Consider the following 14,520-nt stretch of genomic DNA (forward strand, 5'->3'; position numbering starts at 1 on the left):
CTTATGACAAAATTTCAATTAGTCGCAACTGCTGCAATGGGTTTAGAAGCCATCGTTGCAGATGAAGTGCGCGAATTAGGATATGAAACACGTGTAGACAATGGGAAAGTTTATTTTGAAGGCGACGAACTAGCAATTGCACGTACAAATTTATGGCTGCGTGTTGCAGACCGCGTTAAAATAGTAGTTGCTCAATTTCCAGCACATACTTTCGACCAATTATTTGAAGGTGTAAAAGCCATTCAATGGGAGCAATTTTTACCTGTCGATGCAGCGTTTCCTGTTTCAGGGAAATCAGTAAAATCAAAGCTATTTAGTGTGCCGGATTGTCAGGCAATTACTAAAAAAGCTATTGTTGAACGCATGAAACTTGCGTATAAACGACTTGGGTTTTTAGATGAGTCAGGGGCAACGTTTAAAATTGAAATTTCTATTTTAAAAGATGTCGCAACACTTACGATTGATACATCAGGTGCTGGGCTTCATAAACGTGGATATCGTACACACCAAGGGGAAGCGCCGTTAAAAGAAACATTAGCTGCTGCGCTAGTCAAAATTTCAAAATGGTCGCCGAGTCGTCCATTTATCGATCCGTTTTGTGGTTCGGGCACAATTGCTCTAGAAGCCGCGATGATTGGCCAAAATATTGCCCCAGGCTATAACCGAGAATTTATTTCGGAATCATGGCCATGGATGAAGCAAGCCATTTGGGAAAAAGCGCGTGATGAGGCAGATGAACTTGCGAATTACGATCAAGAATTAACGATTATTGGGACAGATATTGACCATCGTATGGTGTCAATTGCACAGGAAAATTCGTTTGAGGCAGGCTTTGGCGATATTATTACATTCAAACAAATGCAAGCAACGGATTTTACAACGAAGGATACAGATGGTGTTATCGTGACAAACCCTCCGTACGGTGAGCGTATTGGTGAATTAGAAGAAATCGAAAAAATGTTACGTAAATTTGGCCAAGTCATGCAAAACTATCCAACATGGTCTGTTTATTTACTTTCTTCGATGGAAGATTTAGAAGTACATTATGGGAAAAAAGCGACGAAAAAACGCAAGCTGTTTAACGGATTTATTCGCACAGATTTATACCAATACTGGGGTCAAAAGTCAAAGCGAGAATTTTAAAATGCCACTCGCTACAGTGAAAAATCAAAATTATTTAAAAGCGACTACATTAGCGATAAACTAATGTAGTTTTTTTCTAGTTTTTTCATATACACCATGTATGATTTCATATCATTTTATAGTATAATGTAAAGTACGGATTTTTTTCGGATTACGAATGAAATTAAAATTTGATTAGGCATTGCGCGGGAGGAATAACGAGATTTCTTCCGCTTCATATTGAGGGGGCAACGTCATTTTGAGAAAATCTTTACCATTTGAACTTTCTAAGGAGAAGTCCTTTTTCGAGTCGTTAGGCGATTGGATGGGCGATGTACTTTATGATGAATTACCTGAAAAGGGTTATGAATGCCGTGATGAACAAATTTTTATGGCATATCAAATTGAACAAGCATTAAAAGAGAAAAATGTCCTGTTTGCTGAAGCGGGAGTAGGGACGGGTAAAACCATTGCCTATTTATTACCAGCTGTATCCTATGCCCGTTATACAGGAAAACCCGCTTTAATTGCGTGTGCAGATGAAACGTTAATCGATCAACTTGTAAAAGATGGTGGTGATATTCATAAGCTACGTGATGTACTCGGCTTAGAAATCGACGTCCGATTAGCAAAATCACGCGACCAATATTTATGTTTAAAACGGTTTGAAGAAGCAGAAAAGAATGAAACAGACGAATGGATTGATGATATAGCATTTTCTATTCCGGATGGTGTGTATGCACAAGGAAGTATGATTTCAGTGAAACCATACGGAGATCGTTCTGACTATTCGACTGTGAGTGATGAAGATTGGGAGAAGGTCAATTACAATTCGATTATGCAATGTGCAGTTTGTGACTTGCGAAATCGTTGTGGACAAACACTTCATCGTGCGCATTATCGTAAATCGACAGACTTAATTATCTGCTCTCAGGATTTCTTAATGGAGCATCTAGCAACAAAAGAATCCCGTGAACGTGAAGGGCAGTTACCATTACTTCCAGAAGTGTCTATGATTGTACTCGATGAAGGACATTTACTAGAATACGCAGCGCAGAGAGCGTTAACTTATAAAGTACAAGCGTATACAATCGTTGAGATTTTAGAGCGACTAATGGTCGATGGAGTTCGTGAACGTACGCTGTATTCGATGGAACATTTACAAGATCACCACGAATTGTTTTTTGACCAATTACGGGAAGATGTTGTGGCATCAGAGGAAGATCGTAAGCGTATTAACAAATCGGAGCGTCTCATTGCATTAGGTAAAAAGATAATTGCGAATGTAGAGCAGTTGCTAGAGGAATTCGTATTTGAATCAGAGCTTTATATGATTCCAGAATATGAACTGAATATGGCAGAGGAATTTTTAGAGCATTATGTAGCGGCTATTCGTATCTTTGTTGCACAAGGAGATGCTGTTGATTGGTTAGAGGACACAGATGATGAAGAAACATTAGTCATTATGCCTCGATTAATTACAGATGTATTAGCGGAAACATTGTTCTCGAAAAAAATGCCAATTGTATTTTCTTCCGCAACGCTATCTGTCAAAAAGGATTTCAGCTATATTGCATCAAGCCTAGGTATTGCAACATCTCAAAGCTTTAGTGTCCCTTCACCATTTGATTATGATGAAGTAATGAAAATTTATTTACACGAACTGGAGCAATCTAAAAAGGTAGCAAAAGTCGAACAGTTATTGCTAGATAAGAAAAAGACGTTAATTTTATTTAAGTCAAAACAGGCAATGAATCAATTTAAATCACAGTTAAGTATGATGGCGCGTTTAACAATAGCGTTCGAAGGTGATCGTGAGCTTTCATCTATTGTCCGCGATTTCCAAAATGGCGATATTCAAACCTTATGCTCGTATCATTTATGGGAAGGGTTGGATTTACCGGAAGAAGCGTTAACGCGTGTAATTATTTTCGATTTGCCATTCCCGCCTCATGATCCGTTATTTGATGCAAAACGCTCGTTTGCCCAAAATCCATTTGAGGAAGTGGAGCTACCATTTATGCAACTTCGTTTACAACAAGGGATGGGACGTCTAATCCGTACATCGAATGACCATGGAGATATTCATATTCTATTAAATGAAGAAGAAGTGAAAGTGAAATCGAACTTTTTAGATATTTTAGCTGTAGATCCACAATAATCGTTTGCCCGTTCGAATAATAATATTCAAACGAAAACAAAGCATCCGTCCTTCTCAAATCAGAGAAGGGCGGATGCTTTTTCGTGTGACTACCCTAGTAAGAGCGGAGAGGTCATTTCATATCACCAAGGTGTAAATCCTGTAGATCCGAGTGGGGAGTTACGAATGATATCAAAAATTGGCATTGTGTAAGCAAAAATAATTAGTGCTGCTACAATGACACCCCAGAACTTAAAGTTTTCTAAAATAGCAGGTGTTTTTTCTGCACCGGATGCTACTTCAGCGACTGGGAATTCCTCATGCCCTTTTGGAGCAAAGAAGACTAATTGCATAACAATATACGTAACAAGGATAATCGCTACGAATAAAATGGTACCGCCAACTGCTTGTGCGATCGAATATGGAATCCATGCAGCAGCTTGTTCTGCACCGCCATATGTTGAAAAGTCTGAACGACGTGGTGCTCCGAATAATAATCCGACAATGTGCATCGAAGTTGACATGATACCCATTCCGACTGTCCATAATACCCCAACGTAAATCCCTAGCTTATTTAATGCAGGTGTTAATACACGACCTGTTAAATGAGGGATTAAGAAAAATGCAACACCAAAGAATGTTAATACAACAGTGGTTGCCACTGTTAAGTGAAAATGCCCTGTGATCCAGATTGTATTATGAACGAGCTGGTTCATTTGATAAGATGCATTGACGATACCGCCTGCACCACCTGGAATAAAGGCTAACATTCCTAGGAATGGAAGGAAGAAGCGTGCATCTCCCCATGGTAATTTTTTAAACCAGCCAAGAACACCTTTAGAGCCTAGCTCACGACCACGTAATTCAAACGTCGCAAACATGGAGAATGCGGTCATTAATGACGGAATGATAACGAAGAACGTTAATGTAACTTGGATAAATTTCCAGAAACCATCAATACCTGGTTCGGTTAACTGATGGTGAATCCCTACTGGGAATGAGAATAATAAGAATAAAATGAATGATAACCGAGCTAAAGAATCTGAGAATATTTTCGCGCCAATAATTTTTGGAACAATTGCATACCATGCCATGTAAGCTGGTAATAACCAGAAGTAAACAAGTGCATGGCCGAAGTACCAGAATAATGTACGAGTTAATAAAACATCCACGCGCGCAATTAAACCAAGTGACCAAGGTAATAATTGGAATAAAACTTCAACTGCAACGCCAAGTGAACAAGTTACCCATAAGAGTGAATTTATAAAGGCCATATACGTTAATAGGGGAGAAGTTTGCCCTTTATTTTCTTTTTTCCATTGGAAATATTTCATGAATTGTGGAACACATAATAACCAAGAGCCGACTACAACAAGTGTTAACCCTAAATAGAAAATCCAATGTGCTTTCATCGGTGCGTAAAATGTGTAAAGTACCGTTGCTTTATTTAATAAAACCATTGTAGAAGCCATCGCGGTACCAATAACCATCAACCAAAAACCAATCCAACCAATATTACGTTGTTTATCTGTAAAAGGACCTGCTGTACGACTTACCGCAGCAATTTGGAAACCTAAAATGAAAAATGTCGTTAAAATTAAACCTAGTAAAATACCATGAACAGTTAAAATTTGATAATAACCAATTTTAATGCCACCTGGAATTGTAAACTCACCAGAGCGGACTAATACTTGTAGTAAACCTGCAAGACCACCAAGGAGTAATGCAATAAATGCGACATAAATATTTGCCATTGCAAGTTTCGCATCTTTTGGAGCTACATTTTTAATGACTGCCTGTTGCATTTTCGTCCACCACCTTTAACATAGAGTGCATAGCTGTATGACCTGTACCGCAATATTCATTACATATGATTAAATACTCACCCGCTTGATTCATTTCTGCAATGTATTCGGAAATATAACCAGGCTCAAGCATCATATTAATGTTGGTGCTAGCTGCTTGGAAACCGTGAATAACATCTTTTGTTGTTGCGATGAATTTTACTTTTGAGCCTAAGGGAACGATAATTTCAGGTGGATCGTAATAGAAAGCAGAAGCTACAATAACAACTTCATAATCCCACTCTTTCCCTTCTACTTTATGTACGCCTGGATTATTAAATGGAGCAATTTCGTCGACTTTCTCGTAGTTGATAACTTTTTTCGAGTTGTTTGGATGAGTCCCGTTATGGAATGCGCCGACGCCTAAAATAATTAAAAATGCCACTAAAGTTGCGCATCCGAAAACAAGCCACCACTTTTCATACTTGTGTAAGTGCATAGAAGTTACCCCTTTCTCATTTGTCTTTTTTTACATACGTCCCATAAATAGGTCGAAGCAATAGACCCACAAAATGATAATGACCGCCCCGACAGAAAAAGTCATATAAAGAGTGCCTTTTAAATTGTCGTCTGCTTTTTTTTGTTTACTCATCTTCTCACACTCCTATTGGCAAATATGTTGTATTTCTCTTTTCATAGTATTAAAAGTAAAATTATGACGATGTGATTTTCCTCACTTAAAAAGTTTAAATTTGTGAAAGAAGTGTGAAGAAATATAAAAAAGCATGTAATCAATTTGATTACATGCTTTTCTATAAATTATTATTTTTCATCAATTGTATACAAAATGGAAATATCCCCAGCACCGTCAATAGTTGCAGGTAGATTAAATGCTTGTTGGAAACCGTATAATTTTGTATTTCCTACCATTACTGTAGGGGGGGTAATATCGAGTTCAAGTTCATATTGACCCGCATAAGTGCATAAATTTCCTGCAATCATATTACCAAGTTCACCAGTGAAGGATTCAAGCATGGCACCATCTAAAGGCATTCCGAACATGGAGGAACCAACTGCGCCGAAAATTTCAGGAGTACTATCTATTATGATACGACCTTTTAAATCACCAATAAGCCCAATTAACACACCCATTTCTTGCTGAGTGTAAGGTTCCGTTATTATGGAAGGAGATTTTACATCAATATTCATTGGTATAATCGTTTTTAATGAATGGATTGTCCCATTCAAAATCGTTTGTATATGCTGTGATGTACTCAAGATAAACACACCTCTCTCCGACTTTTTCTATATCTTATCATGCGACTTTAGTAGATGTATAGAGGGGAAAGGTACATAATTTTACATTGAGAAAGTAAAAAACGCCCAGTTCGAATTGACGAACGAGACGTTTTCCGATTATAATGAGAGTGATAATTATTATCAATTATTTAAAGGTGGTGTGCTTCATGCTTTTTACATTCGTAGGAATCACAGTAATCGCATATGTAGTCATTGGAAACTATGTATTAAAAAATACAGTAAATTAAAAACTAAGCGACATTCTTTTATATAATAAATAATGTAATCACCATTTCTGGCCTAAATCCAAAATGGTGATTTTTTACTAGGAATGCCGTTTCCCTACAAAAATATTCGAAAAAACAATAATCAGAACATGAAAAGGGTCAAAAAATATAATTTCAATAAAATACTAGCCGATTTTCTAATGTAATCATGGTACTATATGATTGTGAACATTTTAGTACAAAAGGGGAAAGTAAAATGAGTTTGTTTGATGAAAAGGTACAACAGGTTTTACAGCAATCGGCGGTACAATACATAATTTATAAAGAGAATCAAGATACGGAGCGAATTGAAAAATTAAATCTATTCGCACGAAAATTATTACAAAAGGAATTTGTTATTGGATTTGCAGGTCATTTCTCTGCAGGTAAATCGAGTATGATCAATGCGTTATCTGGTGAAAATATTTTAGCAGCGAGTCCAATTCCAACAAGTGCAAATATCGTAAAAGTGCATAAGTCTGAAGAAGATTTTGCAATCGTTTACATGCATCATGATAAGCCGGTGAAATTTTCAGCAGGCTTTGATATTAAACAAGTGAAAGAGCTGAGTAAAGACGGTGAATTGGTTTCGCAAATTGAAATTGGTCATAGTAAATCTAGCTTACCTTTAGGCGTTACCGTTATGGATACACCAGGTGTTGACTCAACTGATGACGCACATGCAATGAGTACGGAATCTGCATTACATATTGCGGATATGGTATTTTACACAATGGATTATAACCATGTCCAATCGGAGTTGAATTTCCAATTTACAAAGCAATTAATGAAGTACAATCCGAATGTGTATTTAATTGTCAATCAAATTGACAAACATCGTGAGTCAGAGTTGTCATTTGAGGATTTTAAACAATCGGTGCACAATTCATTTGCTGCATGGGGCGTTTATCCTAAAGACATTTTCTTCACTTCTTTACGAGACAAAGATTTAGCGTACAATGATTTTGAAAAAGTGAAAAAAATCGTCATGAATTCGATGAATGACTGGCAAGAACAATTAATATTAACGGCTGAAAATACGTTAACTAAATTACAGCATGAGCATGAAAATTATTTAACAGAAGAAAAACAAAACCGATTTGAAACATATGAAGAAGTTTTAACAACGGATGACTGGGAATCTCGTCAAGATATTTTAGATCAATATGAAAAATTAACGCTTCAAACTGAGCTGTTTTCATTTGAGCAATGGGATAAAATGTTTGATGAAAATCGCAAAGAGTTACTGTCAAATGCAGCAATTATGCCAGCCGATGTACGTGAAAAATTACGCGGCTATTTAGAATCCAAGCAAGAGGACTTTAAAGTTGGTGGTTTCTTTACAGCTAAAAAGAAAACAGCTGAAGAGCGTGAACGCCGATCAGTAGAGGCATTAGATGCATTTAAACATGTCACGCAATCACAAATTACGGGGCATATAAAGGCGCTAATGAAAACGGCATTAAAGGATGTTGGTGCATTAACAGATGAGCGCGCGGCAGGAATTGATGCAAAAGCCTTTGATTTACCATTTAGCGTTATTGAAGAGCAAGTTCAAAAAAATACCATTGTCACAGGGGATGCTGTATTAAATTTCGCAAACCGTGTGTCTGAAGCGACAAAACGCTTTTATATCCAAATAACGGACGCATGGAAAAATGAGCAACAAGCTGTATTAGAGCAAGTAGCGATAGAAATTTCTGCACCGGTAAAATTAAAAATCAATGCGATGACGCAAAGAGTTCAAGCAATCCAGCATATTTTAGAAATAGAAGCCTTTGAACAATTTAGTGAAAAGCAGATGATTCAAACGACGAATGAATTACGAGCGGAGTCTAAAGTTCAATTGGAAAATTGGAAACGTGCACATGAGCAGGCGCTAAAGGATATTCGTCCATTTGATGAATCTATGCTTGCTGTAAAAGAAGAAGTGGTAGTAGAAGAACAGCAAGCTACTGAAAATGTTGGTGCGCACTTAAGTACAGATCACGTTGTTGCCAAAGCATTAAAAACAGCGCAGGCAGTTGGCAATGTCCAAGGCTTTAAAGAAGTAGCCAACTTCTTAACGAAAAAAGTAGAGCGCCTACAAAAACGTGACTTTACAATCGCATTATTCGGAGCCTTTAGTGCAGGTAAATCAAGCTTCTCGAACGCATTAATGGGGGAACGCGTATTACCGGTGTCACCAAACCCGACAACAGCAGCCATTAATAAAATTCGACCAGTGACACCGCAGCATCCGCATGAAACAGCAGATGTGCATTTGAAAACAGAGTTGCAATTATTAGAAGATATAAAAAGTTCATATGCGGCAATTGGAATAACTGTGCAGTCTTTAAAAGAGGCGTTTGAAAAGACTGAAGAAGGCTTAGCAGTTAAATTATTGGATGAACGATTAAATGTGCATAAATCCTTTATTCGTGCGTATTCTGAAGGATATGAAAACTATATTCCAAAATTGGGGACAACAATACGTGTAGATCGCCTTAATTTTGAAAAGTTCGTTGCGCAGGAAAACCGTTCATGCTTTGTTGATAATATCGATTTTTATTTCGATTCACCACTTACGCGCATGGGTGTTACATTAGTCGATACACCAGGAGCGGATTCAATCAATGCACGTCATACAGGTGTCGCGTTCGATTATATCCGTAATGCCGATGCGATTTTATTCATCACATATTATAACCATGCGTTTGCAAAAGCAGATCGTGAGTTTTTAATTCAATTAGGACGTGTTAAAGACGCCTTCGAATTAGATAAAATGTTCTTTATCGTTAATGCGATTGATTTAGCTTCGACAGCGGAAGAAGAGGAAGAAGTGAAGGGTTATGTCCGTTCTGAATTACAGCGCTTCGGTATCCGTTTCCCTCGCTTGTATGGGGTTTCAAGTTTATTAGCATTAAAGGAAAAGCAGGAGCAGCAAGATCATCAGTCAGGGTTGGCGCCATTTGAGGGGGCCTTCCATCATTTCTTGAACGACGAGCTAATGGGTATCGCTGTCCAAGCACTGCAAGAAGAAGTCGATAAAACAGAAGCGCGATTACATGATTTAATTGTCCAAACAGAGGACAACTTAAAGCGTAAGGATGAGCGACTGGATGAGTTAATTCAGTTAGAAAAACATGTTCGTGCGAGTTATCAAACGACGCAAACTGCTATGCTGGAAAGTGAAGTAAAACAGGAATTAGATGAATTGCTATACTATGTATTACAACGTGTTTATTACCGTTATCCGGACTTTTTCCGTGAAAGCTATAATCCTTCAACATTTGCACAAAAGTCCGCTCAGTCAGCATTGGAAACCGCTTTAAAAGAAGTGCTACAAGCGTTGAGCTTTGATTTTGCACAGGAGCTACGCGTGACGAATTTCCGATTAGCTCAATTTGTGGATGCCAAATTAAAAGGACAATTTAAAGAACAAGTACAAAATTTAAAAGAATTGAATCCAAGCTTTGCATTTATCGCTTATGAGGCAACTGAACCGCAACTACTTGACGTGACCGGTCCATTTACTGATAGTGCCCCGTATAGCCAAGTAAAGTCACATTTCAAAAATGTAAAAGCGTTCTTTGAAAAAAATGAAAAAGAGCTATTGCGTGATGCGTTAGAACAGTTAACGAAGCCTGATGCTCAAACGTATTTAGATCGTGAAAAAGCAAAACTACTAGAATGGGCATCTCACTTCATTGCAATCGAAGCAGAAAGTTTACGTCAACATATGTTAGAGCAGGCCATCGAACAAATTAACACAGAACGATTATTGCTTCAGGAAGAAAGCCGATTAGCTGTTTGGAAGGAACTTTACGAACAACTTAAAGCATAAGGGGGAATTCCAATGACGAATGTTTTTGTAGATGCATTTAAATTAGAACGTGATGGTCGCTTTATTGATACTCGTTATGATTTGCAAAATGTTGATTTAGGAAAGCGTTTATTTGAAGAAGAACATGTGAAAGGGGCCATCTACTGGGACCTTGAGCATGACCTTTCCGATATGTCGAATCGAGATGGACGTCATCCGTTACCTGACAAAGCTCAGCTGCAAAAGTTATTTGAAAAAAATGGTTTGCAGTATAATGATGCCATTTATATTTATGACCAAGGCGGTGCACCGTATGCGACAAGGGCGTGGTGGATGTTAAAGTATGCTGGTTTTCAGCATGTTTACATTGTAAATGGTGGCTATGAAAGTCTCGTATCTGCTGGTTTTGAAATAACGACAGAAGTGATGGAATATGAACCAACGACGCTTCATTTACAGTGGGATGACAACATTTTACTGAATCGAGAAGATGTACTTGCGGTAACGGAAGGGAAGCATAAGGCAACGCTTCTGGATGCCCGTGCTGCTGGCCGTTACCGTGGAGAATTCGAGCCGTTCGAACCAATAGCGGGTCATATTCCAACAGCAAAAAATTACGATTGGGAACAATTGAAGGACGGCAATAAGCTCGTCATTACTTCTTCATTACTAAATACAGTAGCAAAAGAAGAGGAAATTATTGTATACTGTGGCTCAGGTGTAACTGCAACACCGGTTTATTGTATACTTGCAGAAGCAGGTTTTCAAAACATAAAAATATATATGGCCGGTTATAGTGATTGGGTGTACCATTACCCAGTTGAAATCGGGGAAAATAACTAACTTGCTACAGCAGAAGTCCTCCACTTCTATAAGTGGTAGATGAATGCCAAGAATGGCCTTAATTTAGGGTGGGTTCAAACCCAGCTGAATCAAGTTAATGCCCCGGCGGATGTCACAGATTTTTAAGGGGAGCTTTTCGAGCAAGCTCAAAAAAATCTGGACGCAATTACGCCAAGGCGTAATTGATTAGACCGTAAATAATTTATTATGAATATCCATTCACTTTATGTTAAAGTTACCGTATAGGGAAAAATGACATAAAGGGGTGGATATTTGTGTTTTTCAAGAAGATTAGTGAACGAAACGAAATGTCGGGTGTTCGAATGGTGAATGGCATCATTAAGTTTCAAGCCATTCAATTAAATGTTCATTGTTTTGAAGTAGATGGAGTTTTAATCGATACTGGTGCAAAGTCACTTCTCAATCAATTTAAACCATTTTTCAAGGAGATGGATGTGGATCAAATTGTCCTAACGCATTATCATGAGGATCATTCAGGCGGGGCGCAATATTTACAAAATGAATATCAGCTACCTGTATATATGAATGAATTAAAAATTCAGGAATGCAAAGAGAAAGCAACGTATCCATTTTATCGAAGAGCGTTTTGGGGAAGAAGACCCGCCTTTCATGCACAAGCGATTGGAACGACATTTGAATCAAGAAATGCGACGTGGAGAGTGATTGAAACGCCAGGACATACCCAAGATCATCTCGCCTTTTTAAATACTTCAACAGGTCAAATTTTTACCGGGGATTTATATGTATCCCCGAAAACAAAGCTTGTCCTACGAGAAGAAAGTGTCCCTACGATTATTTCTTCGATTGAAAATCTTCTTACATATGATTTTCAAGAGGGCTTTTGCAATCATGCTGGTTACATGAAAGATGCAAAAAAGGAATTAACGAAAAAGCTAGACTACTTATGTGAATTAAGTGAGCGCATTGAATCATTGCGAAGAGAAGGGCGATCGGTTAAGGAAATTAATGAGAAGCTATTTATGAAAAAATATCCGATTACCCGTGTGTCATCCGGGGAATGGGATTCAACGCATATTGTTACTTCTGTTATCGGAAAAGGAAATTAATTGAATAGAAATCAATAGTCCACTTTTTCAAATTGTTGATAGGGTGGATTTTTGTTTTTAGGAGATACTTAAAAGTGTGGACTCTCATATAATTCTGCTACTTGAGAAACAAAATTCACTATAAATAATTATAAAAAAAGGAGATTTTCGCATTTACAAATCCTTAACAATTCGATTGAATGTAAATTTTGTTAAAGTTCAAAGTCTATACGGTAATGGTCGTAATTTGTCGAAAACGTCATAAAATCGATTAATTGACGCGTTTTTTATTATAAATAAAAATGTTTAGTCGTTAATAAGTATTAGAAACTGAACGGTTAGGGTATTCATTAGGTTACAGCAGTGTAAATTTTTTGTTAAGCGCATGAAAAGATATTGAAGAAAATGAAAAGTAGATGTTATGATAACTTAGGTTTTATCTTCGATCTGTAGAAAACATTTGCTGCGGTGAAAATAAAGAATCGGTATTATTAATCAAACAATTTTTTAGGAGGAAATCATCTATGTTTAGCTCAAGAAAACCAGATCCATTTTTCGAAGGATTATTAATTATAGCTAAAAATGTTCAACAAGGTGCAAACTATGCAAAGGAATCAACTATTTCAAATGTTGCAGACCTAAAGCAAATTCAAATTAAGATGAAATCTTATGAAACAGCTGGAGATAAATTAATTCATGAACTAATTGTAAAATTAAATGAATCGTTCATGACACCAATTGAGCGTGAAGATATTTTAGCACTTGCAATTAAACTAGATGACATTTTAGATGGAATTGAAAATACAATAGCGCATTTCGAAATGTATTCATTCACAGAAGTAAATGACTATATGCGTCAATTTGTTGATTATATTGCAAAAAGTTCAGATGAAGCAGTAAAAGCAATGGAATTATTAAATAAAAAAGATTTACTTGGGATGCGCCAACATGCGATTTTAATAAAAGATTATGAACGTGAATGTGATGAAATTTTCCGTAAATCATTAACAGAGTTATTCCAAGTAGAAAAAGATCCAATTCGATTAATTATGTTTAAAGACTTGTATGAGCAATTAGAGGACATTGCTGACCACTGTCAAAATGTAGCGAATACAATTGAATCAATTATTATGCGTAATGCATAGGAATGAAGGAGTAAACTATGGATACGTTATTAATTATTACCGTATTAGTTGTCATCTTTGCGTTAGCATTTGATTTTATTAACGGTTTCCACGATACTGCCAATGCGATTGCTACATCGGTATCGACACGTGCGTTAAAGCCGCGTCCTGCGATTTTGATGGCCGCAATAATGAACTTTGTTGGTGCAATTACGTTCGTTGGCGTAGCAAAAGCAGTCGCTTCTGGTATTGTTGACCCGTTCTCTTTAAATGCCTTTGAGGGAGATGTGACAGGGTCAGTCGTTATTTTAGCTGCTTTATGTTCAGCCATTACATGGAATTTATTAACTTGGTATTTTGGGATTCCGTCAAGTTCTTCTCATACGTTAATCGGTTCGATTGCGGGTGCAGCAGTAGCTTCTGCCGGTTTGGGTATATTAAATTACTCAGGTTTCTTTAAAATCTTACAAGCATTAATTATTTCGCCAATTTTGGCATTATCACTTGGTTTTATTGTGATGAAAATTTTCAAATTTATTTTCCACCGTTCACCGCTTTATACAACAACGAAAGCGTTCCGATTAACTCAAATTGGTACAGCGGCGTTACAATCATTCACACATGGTACGAATGATGCGCAAAAAGCAATGGGGATTATTACAATGGCATTGATTGCTGCGAACTTGCAATCAACAGATGAGGTACAAGGCTGGGTTCGTTTCGCCTGTGCCCTAGCAATGGGGATTGGTACTTCGGTAGGTGGCTATAAAATCATCAAAACAGTTGGCGGTAAAATTATGAAAATCCGTCCTGTGAACGGTGTAGCAGCAGATTTAACTTCAGCCTCTATTATTTTTGGTGCAACGGTTATTGCTTTACCGGTATCCACGACACATGTTATTTCTTCAGCTATTATGGGTGTAGGTGCAGCGCAACGCGTAAAAGGTGTAAAATGGGGTGTCGCACGTAAAATAGTAATCACGTGGTTCATTACATTACCGATTTCTGCTTTGATGGCAGGGTTGTTTTACTTTTTATTAAATTTAATCTTTTAATTAATAAAATGAGGT

The 14,520-nt window shown here is 37.3% G+C and carries 11 protein-coding genes; 7 read left to right on the top strand and 4 right to left on the bottom strand.

Annotation, left to right across the window (positions count from 1 at the left end; all coding sequences use genetic code 11):
* Positions 1 to 3: 3 nt before the first annotated feature.
* Both CSE16_RS06285 and CSE16_RS06290 read left to right on the top strand, forming a co-directional pair.
* On the top strand, positions 4 to 1,143 hold the full coding sequence (locus tag CSE16_RS06285; protein WP_099423113.1) for a THUMP domain-containing class I SAM-dependent RNA methyltransferase: 1,140 nt from the start codon (positions 4 to 6) through the stop codon (positions 1,141 to 1,143).
* Positions 1,144 to 1,381: 238 nt separating this feature from the next.
* Positions 1,382 to 3,283, top strand: coding sequence for an ATP-dependent DNA helicase (locus CSE16_RS06290; RefSeq protein ID WP_099423114.1), 1,902 nt, complete (start codon positions 1,382 to 1,384; stop codon positions 3,281 to 3,283).
* A 122-nt stretch (positions 3,284 to 3,405) separates the two neighbouring features.
* Here CSE16_RS06290 and CSE16_RS06295 read toward each other — a convergent pair whose 3' ends face one another.
* The 4 genes from CSE16_RS06295 to CSE16_RS06305 all read right to left on the bottom strand — a co-directional run bounded on the left by CSE16_RS06295 (position 3,406) and on the right by CSE16_RS06305 (position 6,324).
* Positions 3,406 to 5,067: a b(o/a)3-type cytochrome-c oxidase subunit 1 gene (locus CSE16_RS06295; RefSeq protein ID WP_099423115.1), complete on the bottom strand. Its 1,662-nt coding sequence runs from the start codon at positions 5,065 to 5,067 to the stop codon at positions 3,406 to 3,408.
* Entirely contained in the window at positions 5,048 to 5,545 is a 498-nt protein-coding gene (locus CSE16_RS06300) for a cupredoxin domain-containing protein (RefSeq protein ID WP_099423116.1), read from the bottom strand. The genes CSE16_RS06295 and CSE16_RS06300 overlap by 20 nt, the downstream gene beginning before the upstream one ends.
* Positions 5,546 to 5,575: 30 nt before the next feature.
* Positions 5,576 to 5,698 carry a hypothetical protein gene (locus CSE16_RS22020; protein ID WP_256376310.1) on the bottom strand — a complete coding sequence of 41 codons (123 nt, stop codon included), beginning with the start codon at positions 5,696 to 5,698 and terminating at the stop codon, positions 5,576 to 5,578.
* A gap of 170 nt (positions 5,699 to 5,868) precedes the next feature.
* Positions 5,869 to 6,324, bottom strand: a complete 456-nt coding sequence (locus tag CSE16_RS06305) for a chemotaxis protein CheX (protein WP_099423117.1) — start codon at positions 6,322 to 6,324, stop codon at positions 5,869 to 5,871.
* A 504-nt stretch (positions 6,325 to 6,828) separates the two neighbouring features.
* On the opposite strand from CSE16_RS06305, the gene CSE16_RS06310 reads away from it, so the two are divergent.
* The 5 genes from CSE16_RS06310 to CSE16_RS06330 all read left to right on the top strand — a co-directional run bounded on the left by CSE16_RS06310 (position 6,829) and on the right by CSE16_RS06330 (position 14,505).
* Positions 6,829 to 10,437: a dynamin family protein gene (locus CSE16_RS06310; protein WP_099423118.1), complete on the top strand. Its 3,609-nt coding sequence runs from the start codon at positions 6,829 to 6,831 to the stop codon at positions 10,435 to 10,437.
* Between the two features lie 12 nt (positions 10,438 to 10,449).
* Positions 10,450 to 11,259, top strand: coding sequence for a sulfurtransferase (locus tag CSE16_RS06315; protein ID WP_099423119.1), 810 nt, complete (start codon positions 10,450 to 10,452; stop codon positions 11,257 to 11,259).
* Between the two features lie 275 nt (positions 11,260 to 11,534).
* Positions 11,535 to 12,347 (top strand): MBL fold metallo-hydrolase, encoded by an 813-nt coding sequence (locus CSE16_RS06320; RefSeq protein WP_099423120.1) that lies wholly within the window; start codon positions 11,535 to 11,537, stop codon positions 12,345 to 12,347.
* 503 nt (positions 12,348 to 12,850) lie between these two features.
* Entirely contained in the window at positions 12,851 to 13,471 is a 621-nt protein-coding gene (locus CSE16_RS06325; protein ID WP_099423121.1) for a DUF47 domain-containing protein, read from the top strand.
* Between the two features lie 17 nt (positions 13,472 to 13,488).
* Positions 13,489 to 14,505, top strand: coding sequence for an inorganic phosphate transporter (locus CSE16_RS06330; protein ID WP_099423122.1), 1,017 nt, complete (start codon positions 13,489 to 13,491; stop codon positions 14,503 to 14,505).
* Positions 14,506 to 14,520: the final 15 nt, after the last annotated feature.

This window comes from Solibacillus sp. R5-41 (assembly GCF_002736105.1).
GTDB lineage: Bacteria > Bacillota > Bacilli > Bacillales_A > Planococcaceae > Solibacillus.